Here is a 17,104-nt window from a genome sequence, read left to right as displayed (position 1 = left end):
GCACTCTCATAAAATCTAACTGATTCATCATAAAAACATGAAAAAGTTTGCTGATTTCTGTTATCTGGATTTTTTTTACATTTCCCTTCAGGGAAAAAAATATTGAAGATGATGTTTTGGAATTTTTTTATCATGATTTTTCAAGAAATAATAATCCTCTAAAACTTTTTGTTATTCTTTCTATGACGGATCAAGGATATTGGTACTCCTTCTTCAATTGAAGTAAGGACATCATCTATTTCTTCTGATTCAGATAACTCTTTGGGGTTTTTTTTAACCCACTTTTCAAAATCGGAGGGTTGTCCTGTGAATGTGGTAATTATTCTGTTACAGCATTGAGTTAAATAATAACAAGTCGCAGCATCGGTTTTTTGTTTAAACGTGGTTTTATAATTCCCATTAATACAACTATCAATATGTGAGAAATATTCTTCTTTACTAATGGGTTTGAGAACAAATCCTAAATTTGAATAATAACACTCTGTAATTGTAATTACTGGTTTATCCATCATTACAGCCTCCAATGCTGTTGTAGACGAAAATGTAATTACACATTTTGCCAAATTGATCACCTTATAGGTGTTAACTTCATCTTCAGCAGAGATGAATTTGATTCTTTTGTTATTACCATAGCGAGAACGAATGAGGTTAGAATAATCATCATTTGTCCGCCCAAATTCAGTTCTTTCTATAGGATGTTGTCGTATTGTAATGATTTCATCACAATTATTGAGTGTCCATTCAATAGATGCAAAAATCCATTCAATAGTTGAATCAAAAATTTTTTCTAGACCTAATGCAGCAGTGTCACATACTTGATTTAATAATAATAATATACCCACATTATATGTGCTTGAATCATTTACAAATCCAATTTTTTGGAATGATGGGACAAAGTCGCTTTGTTCAGGTCTCGCTTCTTTTCTTCTATCCAATTCATTATATGCAATTTCTATTATTTTCTTTAATTCTGCTTTATCTAATAGACTCATTGCAATAGGGATATCTGTTTGGTGAGCAGCAACTCCGTTTGTACTGATCAATAATATGCCAAATCCCGCATCATATGAGTTTATCCTGATGTTTTTTTCCCTCGCGATTTTCAGAAAAAGCCCACTAGATCCCCATATCCCTCCAGGCAACAATAGAGAAGAGAACGAATTCTGGTATAATATATCATGGATAATAAATAATTTTTTAGTGAATATTTGAATTAAATTTTGTGTGAAATTATTTGAATTTTCATTTGTTTCTCCCCGAAAGAAATGTATAGCGTTTGCTTTAGCTAAAGAATTAATTATTGAATTATCTGCTCCTGTTAATAAACTGTTTCGGATTTTTAATCGACTCAATTGTATTATTTCAAATCTATCTGAAATACCGGAAAATATTTTTTGGATACTTTCTACCTGATATTGGTAGGTGATCTGGTTTTCGATTCCATTTTCAATATCATCAAAAATGAAAATAATATTATTACCTCGATTAGCAAGAAAAAGTCCCATTGCAATAGAAAACCATGGTACAGCTGTCTGAATCCATGGAGATACCACAATTCCAATTGCTGATTTAGTATTTATTTTAATCTTTTTTTCGTAGATCCAATTTGAGACAAAAATTGTAAATTGTTCTTCCCATTTCTTCCAATTTTTATCCACCAAATCAGGATGTACTTGGTTTTTATGAAAGTATTTACTAAAGCAGGAAATCTTTTCCAAAATTGAAAATAAACCGTTTGATAAATTCATGCAAAATTAATGAATAATATTTGTTCTAATTCCCTTTGAAATTGATAAGTTATTTGATGATAGAGATTACTCCACATATGTTGTCCATTTTAACAACGGTCGAATACATGTGTTTTCATATAATTTTTCCAAATAACTGCTCATTGAGTAAAATAAAATATCAAAAAACATGCCTTTTTCAATATTAATATGTTCAGCATAATCATTTATCATACTAAAACTAAGATAAAATCTATTTTCTCCAAAAAGGTTTTTCGGAAAGGTACATATTGACGTAAAAACACCAGGGTTTAATTCATTTTTTGAAACCACTGATTCATCATCATAATTCAGGGTATTCATTATCCGGTTTCCTTCACTATCCAATACCGTAATGAGCAATCGCAAATTTGTTACTTTAGTATAACATCTGTATCTCATCGTAATTTTAATCTCTTCATCAGAACGAAAGGTAGCTCGTTCAGTACCATTTATATCGGATATTGTTATCTGCTGAAACCTGACTGTAGGATTCCTCTCCAAAATCAATCCGGTCATAATAGAATTTAGGTATTCTTCATCTAATGTGGTAGTTTCAATTCTATCCTCATTAACATATTGCGCAATACCCTTATGAGTATCACCCTCATAGACGAGATTCCCTGCTTCGAGCAAAATGACTTTTCCGCAGAGGTTTTTTACTGCATTCATATTATGACTGACAAATAATACCGTCCTCCCTTCCCCTGCAACCTCTCCCATTTTGCCAATACATTTCTTTTGAAACCTGGCATCACCAACCGCAAGAACCTCGTCAACAATTAAAATTTCAGGTTCTAAATGTGCTGCAACTGCAAATGCAAGCCTGACATACATCCCGCTTGAATACCGTTTAACCGGAGTATCAATAAACTTCTCTACTTCGGCAAATGCAACGATATCATCAAATTTCTCACTGATCTCCTGCTTTGTCATCCCCAAAATTGCCCCGTTGAGGAACACATTTTCTCTTCCGGTAAGCTCAGGATGAAACCCGGTCCCAACTTCAAGAAGACTGGCAATCCGACCTTTAATCTTAATTTTGCCCTCTGTCGGTGCGGTAACACGTGAAAGAATTTTCAAAAGAGTGGATTTTCCTGCACCATTTCTCCCGATGATCCCTAATATCTCACCCTTCCGAACATCAAAAGAGATATTCTTTAAAGCCCAGAAACATTCACACTCATTACTTTTAAAGCCTGAATTCAATTGGTCAATCGGTGTGTTTGGATCCTCTGCACCCCGAAGTCTGGCCCACTTACTCTGGATATCCTGGTACAAAGTATTATGACTAATTATGCCGAGTCGATATAATTTTGAAATATTTTCAACTTTAATGACAATTTCACTCATGATCTTCACACAGTATCCATGAACGATCTTTCTACTTTACTAAAGAACACGATTCCAAGGAATAATATGAATGCTGTTATTACAAGACTCAATACTATCTGCCAGGACTGGATCATTCCGCTGCCAAGAAAGGCAAATCTGAATGATTCAACAACGGCAGTCATGGGGTTTAAACTAATGAGCCATATCCATTGGTGTGGTACTTGAGATAAGGGATAGACAATGGGAGTCGCATACATCCAGAGTTGAATACCGCACCCTAATGCAAAGGTGAGATCACGATACCGGGTAGTGAGACTTGATATAAGAATTCCCATACCAAGTCCCAATGCTGCCATTTGAATAAGGAGTAATGGAACCAGGCACAGCCAGATATTGGGTGATATAGGGGCACCAGAAATGAGATAATAGAGATAAATTATCAAAAAAAGTCCAAACTGGATCAAAAATGAAAAGATATTCACAATGACTATCGAAACCGGAATGACCAGCCGGGGAAAATAAACCTTCCCAAAAATGCCTGAATTAGCGATGAACGTATTTGATGTGGCAGTCATGCAGTTGGAAAAGTATGTCCATGCGATGATACCTGCAAGATAAAAGAGGACCGGGGGTTGTCCATCTGTTGGGATTCTTGCAATGGAACCAAAGATAATTGCAAATACAATTGCAGTAAACAACGGCGGCAATAAAAACCATGCCGGACCAAGTATTGTCTGCTTGTATACCGCAACAAATTCTCTCCGAACAAAAAGAATAATAAGGTCACGATATCTCCATAATTCTGCAAGGTCAATATTGAACCACCCACTTCTGGAGTGGATTTCCATGGTCCACTCTGTATCTTCTTTCATCTTTTGTTAGGTCCTTTCGAATGTATCCGGGTTATTTTAATTATTCAATCACGAGCATTATTAAAAATTTTTTATGAGAGGTATTACCTTAGGAATTCCTAAAAAAATCCATATTAAATCCCCATCATGTCCCTTATCTCTCGTTCAAATCGGGTGATATCAAACTTTTCTGCCTGCCTTATGCATTCATCCTTGTACTGTTCTGGGTATTCTGAAACCTTCACAATTGCATCACGAATATTCGAAACCTCTGCAGGAACAAGCATGCCAGTCTTTTCGGTTACGGTCTCCCGAAATCCGCCTTCATTCACTGCCACAACAGGTTTCCCACTAGCCATCGCCTCCACCGGAGTCAGACCAAAATCTTCATGCAACGCGGTGGTTATATGCCCCTTGCATCGTGAATACAGATCCAATACTTCCTCTTCACCCACTTCACCAAGGTATGTAACATTTGATGGAAGGTTTTCAAGGATTCTTGTTGCATATCCGGCAGCATGATCACCTTTCGCATACCCTCCTACAATTACAAGTCTCTCACCAGGTAATGATCGGAAGGTTTCGATCTGCAGTTCAAGTCTCTTTTCCGGATACAACCTGTTGACAGATAACCAAAAATCCCCGTACTCCCGACAGGAATAGCGGGAGATGTCTACAGGTGGATAAATAACTGGTGTATCCCGGTTATGAAACTCTTTCACCCGGTCCGATACAGTCTTTGAAATAGAAACGATTGTATTGATATTTTCAACAGCCCTCTGATTCCAGGGACGGTGCAAATGTGCCCATGAAGAAAAAAGAGCCCCGCCAACAGGGCCCAGTTTGGATTTAAAATTCATGTAATTATCGTAAAATGCACGAACCGGAGTAAAACAGTACCACATATTTGGGTGATGAATCGCTGCAGCGTGAACACTCCAGTTGCCGGTAAAAATAAAGAAATCATACTTATCCCGATAATCTGCCAATGAAAAATACAAAGACGCTGAAATCTGTTTCAATGGCGGCAGTTTTACCGTTCTGTGGAGAGATTGTACCGGATTTTTAGGCTTTAATACCTGAAGTGCATCAGTATCAGTGGTAATTATATCTGCATCTAATATGTCTGCGAGAACGAGAACTGTTTTTTCCCCTCCACCGACTGCTCCGAAAAAATCGTGAAAAATGCCTATTTTCATGATAATAACTGTCTGTGATATTCTAAGAAATTCAAAAATGAATCAAAAATATTTAATCCCTTCCCCACCACCGGTGCGGGAATACGTTCCGGATTATTTCATCACCCTCGCCAACAGGTTCAAGTCCGGCAGCTCTAAGATCGGCATCAACCATAATTTTCATGAGTTCCTGAAACTTGATCTTTGCTTTCCAGGAAAGTTTCTTCTCTGCTCGTGAGGGATCTGCGAGCAAGGCCTCTACTTCAGTAGGACGGAAATATTTTGGGTCGATCTTCACATGTTCATTTACATCAAGACCGGCATAATCAAAGGCTGCATCCACAAACTCCTGCACTGAATTGGTCTGACCTGTCCCGATGACATAATCATCAGGAGTATCCTGCTGCAGTATCTTCCACATACATTCAACATATTCCGGTGAATATCCCCAGTCACGTTTGGCCTCAAGATTTCCCAAGTACAAAAATTTCTCTTTCCCGGCAAGAATCGCAGCAATCCCTCTGGTAATCTTTCTGGTCACAAATGTCTCTCCACGACGGGGAGATTCATGATTAAAAAGGATGCCATTACAGGCAAACATGTTATACCCGTCCCGGTAATTCCGTGTCATCCAGTATGAATACACCTTCGCACAAGCATACGGACTCCGTGGCCAGAAACAACTATCTTCATTCTGTGGTGGGGGAGTATGCCCAAACATCTCACTGGAAGAGGCCTGATAAAACTTCACATCCGGATTACTTCTTCGGGCAGATTCAAGAATTCTGGTCGTGGCAAGACCGGTAATATTTCCGGTATATTCAGGGGTATCAAAACTTATTCTGACATGACTTTGGGCACCCAGGTGGTAGATTTCATCTGGTTTGATATTGTAGAGAACATGCGAAATCATCTCAGAATCTGAAAGATCTCCATAGTGGAAGAAGATCTTTGCATCTGGATCATGGGCATCGACATAAATATGATCAATTCGCTGAGTGTTAAAGGTAGATGCACGACGGACAAGACCATGGACCTCGTACCCCTTGGAGAGAAGTAACTCTGCAAGATACGATCCATCCTGTCCGGTAATTCCGGTAATGAATGCTCGTCTCATAAAAATTCTTAAGACCTTATGTTATTTTTCATATCTTTTTGCACATTTGTCTATATAGACATCTGGAATTGACTCTGGAAAGAGTTTGATCAATAATATCTAATAAATTAGGTATCCGGAGGCATAAAGTATACCGCCTGATTACAAATGTTCCTCTCATGATATATGACATGAGAAATAAAAATTAAAAGTGAGAGTCAATTACTTCCAGTTGACTTTTCTTTCGATAGTATTCTGGCAAATGGGGAGAGTGAACCGGTTAGAACCATATTTGATGGTAAACCCGGATTATCGACATGTGGGAAGAACAATACCTGAGAGAAAAAACACACGGTTCTCCAGGTGAGCGACCTTTGTTTCTCATCCCCCAAATAGCAAAAACCAGAATACCTGTCATAATACTCAATGATAAAGAAATCCCGGGTTAATTTGTTCCTGAACATATGAGAATGGAATCGCACCTCTTTCAGAGCGGATATCTGACAATAAACGAGTGGTCTGCTGATCCGGTACGGGGTCTCCGGTGTGTCCTTGGATTTCCAAAAATTGGGGTGTAAACCTCATTAAATGCGCTCTTATCAAAAGCATTCAGTGGGAGGAATGCTCTCGTTCATCATAATCATCTCAATATTGCCCTTGACAAAGGCGCCCTATCCGGATTACACAATCTGTCTTATGTATTTTTCACCCAAATCCCGTATGAATGGTATCGAAAAAATCATATTTCACGATTTGAAGGATATCATGCCTGCGTCGTGTATACCTCCTTTGCAAGTCTTGGATATGAGGTAATTCCGGAGGCACACATCATGGCCACACAGATCGTATTGTAAGACATGTAAAGCTATTTGGTTATTTGATTTTAAGGTACAGGAATTCGGTAGTACGTCAACAATAAGCCCGCTTGAAAAAATACAGGAGAATGGTTATTCAGAGAAATATCAGAATGAAGGCCTTGCCATATATGAGATTGAGGGTGAATTTGATCCGAAAAGCCGGAACATCGTGAAATGGGAAGTTCAGGAACCTGAGAACCTGAATGGATGACTTTTGCTCATTCATGCAGGAGAATCATGATGCAGGAGGGATATTATGCATGGGTTCTTCTTGATTGATAAAATGATAAATTAAGACTTTGCATAATCTGTTACCGAATGATACATGAGATTTCTATGAAAGTAGTTATAACCGGTGCCAATGGCCAGTTAGGCCAGGATATTACAAACCTCTTAAGGAAGCATGGGCACGACGTCACCGCCTGTGGTTCAAAGGATCTTGATATCACAAAATATGATAGAGTAACTGAAACGATACAGACCCATAAGCCGGACATCATCATCAACTGTGCTGCATACAACGCCGTTGATCTGGCTGAAACAGAATGGGAAAAAGCTTTCTTAGTAAATGGCATCGGGCCGAAAAACCTCTCCCTGGCAGCAAATAAAGTGAACGCAGCCTTCGTCCATTACTCAACCGATTATGTCTTTAACGGAAAAGCATCCCGACCATATACCATAGCAGACCATCCTGATCCTATAAGTCGGTACGGTGAGAGCAAGCTCCTTGGTGAACAGCAGGTCATGCGTCATGCAACACGTTCCTATCTCATCCGGGTATCATGGGTATTTGGATCAGGAAATATCAACTTTGTAAAGAAAGTCCTGGAGTGGAGTGACAAATCAGACTCCATAACCGTTGTCGATGATCAGGTTGCTTCCCCTACGTATACGAAGGATCTGGCAAAGGCAACCCTTGACCTGATCCAAACTGATCAGTATGGACTCTATCACTGTACAAATACCGGTCACTGTTCACGGCTTGATTTTGCTGCATATATTCTGCAGCAGATAGGCTGGTCTGGTGAACTCATCCCTGGAAAGAGTACTGACTTTAAGACCCCGGCAACCCGCCCCGGTTTTTCAGTCCTGGACAACTTTGGACTAAAACAGGTGATCGGATATAGCCTGCCCTCCTGGCAGGATGCAACGGAACGTTTCTTAAAGGAAATTGGGAGAACATAACCATGTACCTCTTCGTAACCGGAGTAGCCGGCTTTATCGGTTCAAATTTTATATATCACTACCTGGAAAACCACCCGGAAGATATCATCATCGGGTATGATGCCCTGACGTATGCCGGGAACCCTGAAAATTTAGAGTACCTCCCCGATGATCAGAAATCCCGATTCATCTTCATCAAAGGAGACGTCACAGATCCAGAGAAGGTTCAATCGGTATTTTCCCGGTATGATATCCAGGGAGTCATCAACTTTGCCGCAGAATCCCATGTGGACCGGTCAATTCATGATCCTGCTATATTCCTGAAGACGAACATCATGGGAACCCACACACTCCTTGATGCCGCACAAACAGCATGGCGAAAGAATGGAACATGGAAAGAGAATACAACCTTCCTCCAGGTCTCAACGGATGAGGTCTATGGATCACTCGGTCCGGAAGGCCTCTTCTCCGAGACTACCCCACTCGACCCACACAGCCCCTACTCTGCAAGTAAAGCAGGATCAGATCTCATTGCAAAAGCATACCATGATACCTATGGCATGCCTGTGGTAATCACCCGGTGCTCGAATAATTACGGGCCTTATCAGTTCCCGGAAAAACTCATCCCTTTAACAATCACGCGGGCCCTGGAACACCAGTCCATACCGGTATATGGTGATGGCCGGCAGATCCGCGACTGGCTCTATGTCATGGATCACTGCCAGGCAATAGATCTCGCCTTCCATAAGGGAAAACCAGGAGAAGTATACAATATCGGGGGGTCGAATGAACGGGAAAATATCGTTATTGTAAAGACAATACTGCATCTCCTACATGAAATGACCAAAGATCCAAAGATCAACGAAGGCCTGATCACCTATGTGACCGACCGGCTTGGCCATGATCGGAGATATGCAATAGATGCCTCAAAGATCAAACGGGAATTCGGATGGGTACCTGAAACTCCCTTTGAAGAAGGAATCCGAATAACAATCCGGTGGTATCTGGAACATCAAAGATGGGTAAAAAATGTCATATCTGGTGAATACATGAGTTTTTTTCAGAAAAATAATAGATAAATCTCCTCTCTATGTCTATGAAAGAAAAATGTTACATCACTCTCAAATCTCCAATATTCTCATAGTCCCAAATTTCTGTGAATGATAATTATTTCTTCTCATAATCAGCAACAATATAAAGAAAAAAATGGCATGAGATATTGATGAAACGTCTACTAATTACTGCATCTGGTGAAGTTCAGCGTGTCGGATACCGGGATCGGGTCACAAAGATTGCCAGAAAACATAATATTACTGGAATTGTCCGGAATTGCCCAGGATATGATGTTGAAATTATCGCAGAAGGTAATGAAGCTGACTTGGATCGGTTTATTTCACAAATAAGAATACATGAGGATCCTATCTCTGTTGAATCAATAAAAATCGAAACAGGAACCTATGAAGGGAAATGGAAGTACTTTGAGATTCAAAGAGGGAGTCCTGATGAAGAACTCGGAGAACGCCTGGATGCTGCCCTCACGTATCTGGTTCGTATAGATTCGAACAGTCGCCGTTCTGTTGAAATTGGAGAACAAATGCTGGTCAAACAGGATCAGATGCTGGATAAACAGGATCAGATGTTGGCCAAACAGGATCAGATGTTGGCCAAACAGGATCAGATGTTGGCCAAACAGGATCAGATGCTGGATAAACAGGATCAGATGTTGGCCAAACAGGATCAGATGCTGGATGAACAGGATCAGATGTTGGCTAACCAAAATTATCAGATCTCTCTTCAAAAAATTACAAATCAGGAGATCCAGGAGATGAGATCAGATCTCAAAGATTCTCTTAATACAAAATATCAATTTATTGAGCAGCAATTACATGAGATTCAGACAATTCTAAAAAATGCAGGTATGATGTCATAGCTCACAAATACCGATTTAAAAGCCCCTCATTTTTCGCTATGCTCACTTAAAAGAAGATGAGAGTTATGAGATCTTTTTTCTGAAAACTCCTCTTTTATATAAAATTTCTGAAATCATAGGAATTGATTTCAGGGTCTGCCCTATCAGAAAAAAGATTTAAGGGACTTGGGGCATGACTGATTTTCATTCGTACCATATGGTCAATTCAGCATGTGAATATATTCCTTTCCTGTATTAATTTACCTTATAATATCCCCGGCATTAATGTGTACAACAGCCTCTCACATTATCCCATAAAACCTGAGCATCCATCCCGTTCACACTGGAGAAGCATCATACTCACATGTAGTGCAGTAAATATTATTTGAAGGCCGATTATCACACTTGAAAGTGAAAGAACAGCGTTTGTAATCTGAGTCAGTGGTCCGGATACGGTAATCCACTGACTTAATATATATATGCCACTGGTAAAACCCAGTATCATAAACAGCACTCCTATAAAAAGCACCTTTTCAAGGGTCTTATACTGAAGAATCTGGGTAAACCATGGTCCACACTCATCCAGCTGGTGTGTAACACTATAGGATTTCATAACCACACCGGAGAGAAGAAACTGAAGGCCTCCAAGCATAAGGATATCTCCTAGAATAAATGAGTGAAGCCCCTGCAATTCAACTGATTTTATGAGCCCAACCCCCACCATCAGGGAAAATCCCAGGAGGATAAACAGGATCCCTGGAACTATTAAAAAACGAAGAGGTCTGACCAGCATAATAAACCGTATATGCCTCCACCCGTCAGCAAAACTGTGCAGTTTTGATGGTCCTTTTCGTGGATAATAGGTTATCGCGATCTCTTCGATCTTCAGTCCCTTTTTTGCCGCCTCAATAAGCATCTCTGAGGCAAATTCCATCCCTCCGGTATGGAGACTTAATCTTTGAAGTGCATCTTTCCGAATCGCCCGCATCCCACTATGGGTATCACTGAAGTTTGAATGAAAAGTGAAATTTAATAACCATGTCAGGAGAGGGTTACCGATATACTGGTGGAGCCATGGCATCGATCCCGGGAGTATAGTGCCTTTTAATCTTGATCCGATAACCATATCAGCCCCCCCTTCTTTTATAGGTCTGATTAATTCAGAGATCAAAGAAAAGTCATAGGTGTCATCAGCATCTCCGATAACAACGATCTCTCCTTTTGCCAGAGGGAAAGCGGCTAAATACGCATTTCCATATCCTCTTTTATCAGGATGAATAATCCGGGCTCCAAAGGAACGGGCGATGTCCGGAGTTGAGTCTGTTGAAGAATCAGAGATAATAATTTCAAAAGGTATATTCTGTTTTATACACCCTGCCCTGACTTTTTCAAGACAGGATCCTATTGTCTTCTCCTCATTTAAGGCCGGAATTATTATTGTTACAAGTGGTTCACTTACCATGCCATGACCCGTTTCACTAATTACTCTCGTTCAAAAGGATAAATGATATGGTAAATACGGAAAACTTTTGTGAAAAAACCTGACAAAAAAATAATCATAGCCTGATTACACTCTGATTCCTTCACGTGAAAGGGCGTTTTCAATGGCCTGTAACTTCTTTTTTATATCTGAAAATTCAGTTTCAAGATAATTGGTTGAGTCTTTACGAAATCCTTTAATTTCATCAACCGTATCCTGCTGAATATGAATTATCTGATCCTGTTTCTCGATCATCTGATCTTGTTTGTGTAACATCTGATCCTGTTTAGTAAGCATGGTTTTCTGGAGGGAGATCATCTCATGTTGAGCCTCCTCAATTCTGAGAATCGCGGGTATCCCTTTGCATAATTGTTCAAATTGAAGATCCTGAAGGAATGTTCCAATTGGTACAACGTCTCCTGTGTACTCTTCTGATCTGATCTCTGTAACCTCAGCAAAATCAGGCTTATTGGATGATATATAAGAAATAAAGGAAGAAATTTTCTCTTCGGTTTCACTTATGGTAATAAGGACCTCTTGTTCTCCATTATATGAATTATTTATTGCAAAAAAGTGGGTAAAACCATGCACCTGGGCATATTGGAGTAAAAACGGCCGGTAACCTACATTATGAACTCTTGGACCGGCAATGACGATTCGTTTCTTCATATTGATGTATAGTATTGCTATCCTGACAAAAGTACTTTTTTATGCAAATTATGTCTATTTTTGCTGGGTACAATTCAGGACACCTAGTGACGAAACCCATAATTCCGAAGAACTGTGGATGCTCTCTTGGTCGGAAATGAATACTTAAGGAAAAAGTCAGATAGTACTCATAATGACAAGACTAAAAGACTGGTTGAATACACATTCATCACACCTTCTCATTCTCCTTGTAATTGCCTCTGCCCTGCTTGGACTTTGGCTCCGGTTTTTACCTATGGAGTTCCTTGGGGATGGCCCGGTTCAGAAACTCATTTTCATGGATACCTGGTACTCAATGCGTCAGATAGAGCAAATATCCGAAAATTATCCAGGATATGCCTGGTTCGATCCCATGACTGCGTTTCCCACAGGAAAGGATATCGACTGGGGTCTGCTATTCCCGTTCCTCTGTGCATCTGTCTATGTTCTTGTTGGTGCTCTGGCAAGACCGGAAAATATGATTGTCGCATCATACGTTCCCCCTTTATTATTTCTTCTGCTCATTCCCATAATCTGGTATCTGGGAAAATTATCCGGGGATGAAAAAACCGGGTGGATAGCAGCAATACTTCTTCCGGTCACCTCTGGAGAGTTATTATATCGTTCTTTTTATGGATATCTTGATCATCATATTACAGAAACCCTCTTCTCAACCCTTTTCATCACCCTCATAGTCGCTCTCCTGCTTACGACTCGTGCTATTCAAAAGCCCTGGTACACGAAAAAGAGTATCCTTCTTGCCATCTTTGCCGGGATTGTATATTTTCTGGGTCTTATGAACATTCAGACCATGGTGCTTTTTGCAGCAATCTGCGCCCTTATCTTCCTGATCCATGCCTTAGTGCTTCAGGACCAGAATCATCTTTTCAATCTCCTTCTTCATTCCTGCCTCTTCTTTATTACATTCACAGTTCTTTATCTGCCCCTTGGATTAACCCATGATGGTTTTTCTTTGAGCAGATATTCGATAGGACATATCCTGGTCGTTCTGGCTGTCCCTCTTGAACTTGGACTTCTCACTCTCTTTGCACATCTGTTGGCAAAGAAACCGCGGTATTATTACATAGGAATGGTATTGACCTCATTTGCCGCAGGATATGCATTCATTGCGACCCTGATCCCTGATATTGCTGCCCAGATAACCAACTCTATCCACTATTTCTTTTTCTTTTCATATGCTGAATCATATATTAATGAGATGCAGATGTGGGAGCCGGTGCGGGCGTGGTACTCCTACAATATTGCCATGGTTCTTGCATTAGCAGGTATTGTCATCTGCATTATCAGACTGATCCGCTCGTATCAGCCGGCTTTCATGGCAATTCTTGTGTGGGGAATTGTCCTCATGTATGCGACCCTGATGCATGTCAGGTATGAATATTACGTAAGTATAGTTATTGTGCTGTTTTCTGCAATCGGACTGAGTTCATTGTTTTCAAAGATTGCAGCAAGTGAGCAGCCTGAAAAACGATCAAAGAAAAACCTGGAGATGAAAGATCAGAATCTCCCCATTCATGCAATAGCAGTGGTAGGGATTTTAATGCTTATCATCGTCGGATTTTCAACCCAGACGGTCATGACCGTTGCAGATAAGCAGATCGGTCTCATCTCAATGACCGATGACTGGGCAGAATCCCTAACCTGGCTTTCACAAAACTCCCCTGATCCAGGTGTTAATTATTATACTATGTATGAAAAAACAGAATTCTCTTATCCAAAAGAGGCATATGGGATACTTTCCTGGTGGGATTATGGGCACTGGATTACTTTTCTCAGTCAAAGAATTCCGATAACATCACCCTTCCAGGATAATGTCCCGCCAGTTGCACAATTCCTGGCAGCTCAATCGGAAGAGGATGCAGAATTGTGCGCAACTGGTGTCGGAGCAAAGTACATTATCACTGACTTTGCCACCGTCACCTCGAAATTTGCTGCTCTCCCCCTGTGGGGATATGGCAGAGACCGTATCGCTCAGTACCAGGAGACCTATTATCAGCAGTCCGGGCAGGCTGGCAGATATGATCCAGTTCTCGTCTTAAAACAGCCATACTTCGAAAGCACCGCAGTAAAGTTACATCTCTCCGATGGCTCATATACACAAGGCCAGGGAGGATCACTCCTGACCATTGAACAATCACCGATGAGTGGAGGCTCCTTTCCACTCATTAGAAATGCCGTTCAAATCTCTGCTGAGGACGCACAAAAAATCCCGAAGTCCGACAACCGGATCATCGGTTCCATCCAGTTCACCAGACCCATCACCGATGTCCCGGCCCTTGGCCATTACCGGCTCATCTATGAATCTCCGACAACCGTCGCAGCAGATGAAACCCATCAGATAAAAGAAGTGAAAATCTTCGAACGGGTAAAAGGATACACCCTGCCCGGAACCGGGACCATTGAACTCCCCATCACCACGAATCAGGGGCGGAACTTCACCTGGCAGCAAAAAAGTTTGAACGGGACCTTCACTCTTCCTTACAGCACACAGAACAATCCCTATGAAGTCAGGGCCACCGGACCATACCGGATCATTGAAACCGGAAAAACAATTGAGGTATCAGAAGATCAGATCACCTGATCTATACCCGTTTAAAGTCATCTTCAGTCCGCTCGATATCATCTTCTTCAAGATACTCCCCTATCTGGACTTCAATCACTTCAAGGGGAATCTTTCCTGAGTTCCCAAGCCGGTGCATCACCCCTGCAGGGACAAAGGTACTCTCACCGGGGCGGACAAATTGGTGCTTCCCATCAAGTTCCACATCAGCGGTCCCGTGCACCACAACCCAGTGTTCACTCCGGTGATGATGTCGTTGGAGTGATAGCCTCATTCCGGGATTCACCGTCAGTCGCTTAATCTGAAACCCGGGCCCGGTTTCAAGCCCCAGATAGGACCCCCAGGGACGGTAGACCAGCCGGTGTATTTCAGTAATCGGGTTCCCTTGTTTCTTTAGATCTTTTACCAGATCTCCTACCTTTTCTGCCATATCCCGCCGGCAGACAAGTAACGCGTCACAGGTCTCGACAACAATCGTGTCTTTTATCCCGATAAGGGCTGCAAACCGGTCCTTGGTCGTTACAAAATTTCCATATGACTCAATGGCCACACAATTCCCAGAATTGTCACAGGCATCCTTCCCGGAGATCTCATACCATGCATTAAAATTACCAAGATCAGACCAACTGGAAGAAAGAGGAACAACAGCTACATTATTTGAATGCTCGAGAATGCCATAATCTATCGACACTGAAGGAAGTTCAGCCCAGGAAGCTCCCTTTTCAAAAACGTCTGCAATCTTTGGCTGATACCTTGTAAGTTCATTCATGAAAACCGGAACAGAAAAGAGAAACATTCCGCTGTTCCAGAAATATCCCTCCTGCACATACTGCCGTGCAGTATCCTCATCTGGTTTCTCTTTAAACTCGTGTACCTGGAATCCTCTCTCCAATGGATTGCCCGGCGCAATGTATCCATAGCCGGTATGCGGACTATCAGGAATAATCCCGAAGGTAACCAGGTAGTGTTCACATAAGGGTACTGCTGATCGTAACTCCTCGCCGGCTGATGCTCCAAGGAGGTGGTCGCTGGGAAACACCATGATCAATGCATTTGGATTTTTCTTTGCGATTTCAGAAACTCCCCATGCAATTGCCGGGAGGGTGTTTTTCCCAGATGGTTCGAGCAGAATCTGCTCATCTGCAATTGGATATCCGAGTTCTGCAATCTGATTTTTTACCAGGAAATGATGCAGTTCATTCGTAACTACATAGATGTCTGAAGGATTGCTGTTTTCAACTGCTCTCAGGTACGTCTTTTGAAAGAGTGAGTGACCATTCACCTGAAGAAACTGCTTAGGATAGTAGGTTCTCGAAAGAGGCCAGAGCCGGGTTCCGACCCCTCCTGCTAAAATGATGGTGTATATCTGATTCACGATAGTACATCTGCGTGAAGGAGCATGAAATGAGCTATTTTCATGTGATGATCAACCGTGTTTGAAATGACTACTGAAAATGTTGCATAAATCAATTTTGGTAATATAATAAGGGAAATTATCGTTGTGAATCTAAAAGTAGGTAAACTGAATTTGTCTCATAGTGCTAAAATAAAACATTCATGCTTTGTGACGTTATGGATAAAGAGTTAACCTTTAACTCGAGCTGCTAATTCTTGCTTATTTGCTCTCTAATGGAAGATAGAATTCAATGTTCTTTAATAATTTCTGAAAAATTATTTATTATTTTCGGGAAAAAGTAATTATCTCATAGGGCTCTCATTCCTAAAAATAGGATCTTAAAAAATTAGTATTTTGGGAAATCCTCTCTCTCTATCTGCACTAATTCAATATTTCCTTTTGGAACAGGATACAGAGTAACTGTTACCGTATTAAAGTCGGTAATATACTCATTATCGTTGTATGGAACATAATCCCAGACAATTTTATATGATTCTACGGTGTTTTTTCCTTCGGATACTAATTCAATTGGCTGATCAATTTTTCCAACTTCAATTTCCTGAGCAAATGCCTTTTTTGTAGATATCCACCCTTTCCCCAGAATATAATACACATCATAGACTCCAGGACGCATCTTATCAAATGTATGTGATTCACCTTTCGGAAGATAATATGCGCAAATTGGATTTGGCCAGTTTGGTTGTGCAAGAACTACCAAGGCATCTAATTCACCTTGAGAATTATCAATAGTCAGTTTATTCAGTCCTCCAGTCGGCTCCCTTCCTGAAACCAGTGCACCTTGCA

14 protein-coding genes are annotated in these 17,104 nt (G+C 40.8%); 5 read left to right on the top strand and 9 right to left on the bottom strand.

Annotation, left to right across the window (positions count from 1 at the left end):
• Positions 1-158: 158 nt before the first annotated feature.
• From LDL35_RS00380 to gmd, 5 genes are all read right to left on the bottom strand, one after another.
• Positions 159-1,748, bottom strand: coding sequence for a hypothetical protein (locus tag LDL35_RS00380; RefSeq protein ID WP_304018361.1), 1,590 nt, complete (start codon positions 1,746-1,748; stop codon positions 159-161).
• Positions 1,749-1,814: 66 nt separating this feature from the next.
• Positions 1,815-3,119, bottom strand: a complete 1,305-nt coding sequence (locus tag LDL35_RS00375; RefSeq protein WP_304018360.1) for an ABC transporter ATP-binding protein — start codon at positions 3,117-3,119, stop codon at positions 1,815-1,817.
• 5 nt (positions 3,120-3,124) lie between these two features.
• Positions 3,125-3,973, bottom strand: a complete 849-nt coding sequence (locus LDL35_RS00370) for an ABC transporter permease (protein WP_304018358.1) — start codon at positions 3,971-3,973, stop codon at positions 3,125-3,127.
• A gap of 113 nt (positions 3,974-4,086) precedes the next feature.
• Entirely contained in the window at positions 4,087-5,151 is a 1,065-nt protein-coding gene (locus tag LDL35_RS00365) for a glycosyltransferase (protein ID WP_304018356.1), read from the bottom strand.
• A 52-nt stretch (positions 5,152-5,203) separates the two neighbouring features.
• On the bottom strand, positions 5,204-6,247 hold the full coding sequence (gmd, locus tag LDL35_RS00360) for a GDP-mannose 4,6-dehydratase (RefSeq protein ID WP_304018354.1): 1,044 nt from the start codon (positions 6,245-6,247) through the stop codon (positions 5,204-5,206).
• A gap of 846 nt (positions 6,248-7,093) precedes the next feature.
• Here gmd and LDL35_RS15255 point away from each other — a divergent pair.
• The 4 genes from LDL35_RS15255 to LDL35_RS00345 all read left to right on the top strand — a co-directional run bounded on the left by LDL35_RS15255 (position 7,094) and on the right by LDL35_RS00345 (position 10,177).
• Positions 7,094-7,294 carry a PD-(D/E)XK nuclease domain-containing protein gene (locus LDL35_RS15255; RefSeq protein WP_369694872.1) on the top strand — a complete coding sequence of 67 codons (201 nt, stop codon included), beginning with the start codon at positions 7,094-7,096 and terminating at the stop codon, positions 7,292-7,294.
• A gap of 125 nt (positions 7,295-7,419) precedes the next feature.
• A complete protein-coding gene (gene rfbD, locus LDL35_RS00355) occupies positions 7,420-8,268 on the top strand; it encodes a dTDP-4-dehydrorhamnose reductase (protein ID WP_304018353.1) in 849 nt (282 codons plus the stop codon).
• 2 nt (positions 8,269-8,270) lie between these two features.
• A complete protein-coding gene (gene rfbB / locus LDL35_RS00350; RefSeq protein WP_304018352.1) occupies positions 8,271-9,326 on the top strand; it encodes a dTDP-glucose 4,6-dehydratase in 1,056 nt (351 codons plus the stop codon).
• A 143-nt stretch (positions 9,327-9,469) separates the two neighbouring features.
• Positions 9,470-10,177 carry an acylphosphatase gene (locus LDL35_RS00345; RefSeq protein ID WP_304018350.1) on the top strand — a complete coding sequence of 236 codons (708 nt, stop codon included), beginning with the start codon at positions 9,470-9,472 and terminating at the stop codon, positions 10,175-10,177.
• 286 nt (positions 10,178-10,463) lie between these two features.
• On the opposite strand, the gene LDL35_RS00340 is transcribed toward LDL35_RS00345, so the two are convergent.
• Positions 10,464-11,618 (bottom strand): glycosyltransferase family 2 protein, encoded by a 1,155-nt coding sequence (locus LDL35_RS00340; protein WP_304018348.1) that lies wholly within the window; start codon positions 11,616-11,618, stop codon positions 10,464-10,466.
• 105 nt (positions 11,619-11,723) lie between these two features.
• Positions 11,724-12,305: an acylphosphatase gene (locus LDL35_RS00335; RefSeq protein WP_304018346.1), complete on the bottom strand. Its 582-nt coding sequence runs from the start codon at positions 12,303-12,305 to the stop codon at positions 11,724-11,726.
• 172 nt (positions 12,306-12,477) lie between these two features.
• Between LDL35_RS00335 and LDL35_RS00330 the strand changes: the two genes are divergently transcribed.
• Positions 12,478-14,925: an oligosaccharyl transferase, archaeosortase A system-associated gene (locus LDL35_RS00330; protein WP_304018344.1), complete on the top strand. Its 2,448-nt coding sequence runs from the start codon at positions 12,478-12,480 to the stop codon at positions 14,923-14,925.
• 1 nt (position 14,926) lies between these two features.
• Here LDL35_RS00330 and LDL35_RS00325 read toward each other — a convergent pair whose 3' ends face one another.
• Both LDL35_RS00325 and LDL35_RS00320 read right to left on the bottom strand, forming a co-directional pair.
• Positions 14,927-16,279 (bottom strand): mannose-1-phosphate guanylyltransferase/mannose-6-phosphate isomerase, encoded by a 1,353-nt coding sequence (locus LDL35_RS00325; protein WP_304018342.1) that lies wholly within the window; start codon positions 16,277-16,279, stop codon positions 14,927-14,929.
• 367 nt (positions 16,280-16,646) lie between these two features.
• Positions 16,647-17,104 (bottom strand): hypothetical protein (locus LDL35_RS00320; protein ID WP_304018340.1); only part of this gene is annotated, 458 nt, incomplete at its 5' end.

Origin of the sequence: Methanospirillum hungatei (assembly GCF_020216685.1) — an archaeon.
Lineage (GTDB): Archaea > Halobacteriota > Methanomicrobia > Methanomicrobiales > Methanospirillaceae > Methanospirillum > Methanospirillum hungatei_B.
This window is presented reverse-complemented; position numbering and strand designations above follow the sequence as displayed.

Bases quoted from the DNA above. Each gene is read 5' to 3' on its own strand.
- LDL35_RS00380 (WP_304018361.1), bottom strand. From the start codon at position 1,748: ATGAATTTATCAAACGGTTTATTTTCAATTTTGGAAAAGATTTCCTGC.
- LDL35_RS00375 (WP_304018360.1), bottom strand. From the start codon at position 3,119: ATGAGTGAAATTGTCATTAAAGTTGAAAATATTTCAAAATTATATCGA.
- LDL35_RS00370 (WP_304018358.1), bottom strand. From the start codon at position 3,973: ATGAAAGAAGATACAGAGTGGACCATGGAAATCCACTCCAGAAGTGGG.
- LDL35_RS00365 (WP_304018356.1), bottom strand. From the start codon at position 5,151: ATGAAAATAGGCATTTTTCACGATTTTTTCGGAGCAGTCGGTGGAGGG.
- gmd (WP_304018354.1), bottom strand. From the start codon at position 6,247: ATGAGACGAGCATTCATTACCGGAATTACCGGACAGGATGGATCGTAT.
- rfbD (WP_304018353.1), top strand. From the start codon at position 7,420: ATGAAAGTAGTTATAACCGGTGCCAATGGCCAGTTAGGCCAGGATATT.
- rfbB (WP_304018352.1), top strand. From the start codon at position 8,271: ATGTACCTCTTCGTAACCGGAGTAGCCGGCTTTATCGGTTCAAATTTT.
- LDL35_RS00345 (WP_304018350.1), top strand. From the start codon at position 9,470: ATGAAACGTCTACTAATTACTGCATCTGGTGAAGTTCAGCGTGTCGGA.
- LDL35_RS00340 (WP_304018348.1), bottom strand. From the start codon at position 11,618: ATGGTAAGTGAACCACTTGTAACAATAATAATTCCGGCCTTAAATGAG.
- LDL35_RS00335 (WP_304018346.1), bottom strand. From the start codon at position 12,305: ATGAAGAAACGAATCGTCATTGCCGGTCCAAGAGTTCATAATGTAGGT.
- LDL35_RS00330 (WP_304018344.1), top strand. From the start codon at position 12,478: ATGACAAGACTAAAAGACTGGTTGAATACACATTCATCACACCTTCTC.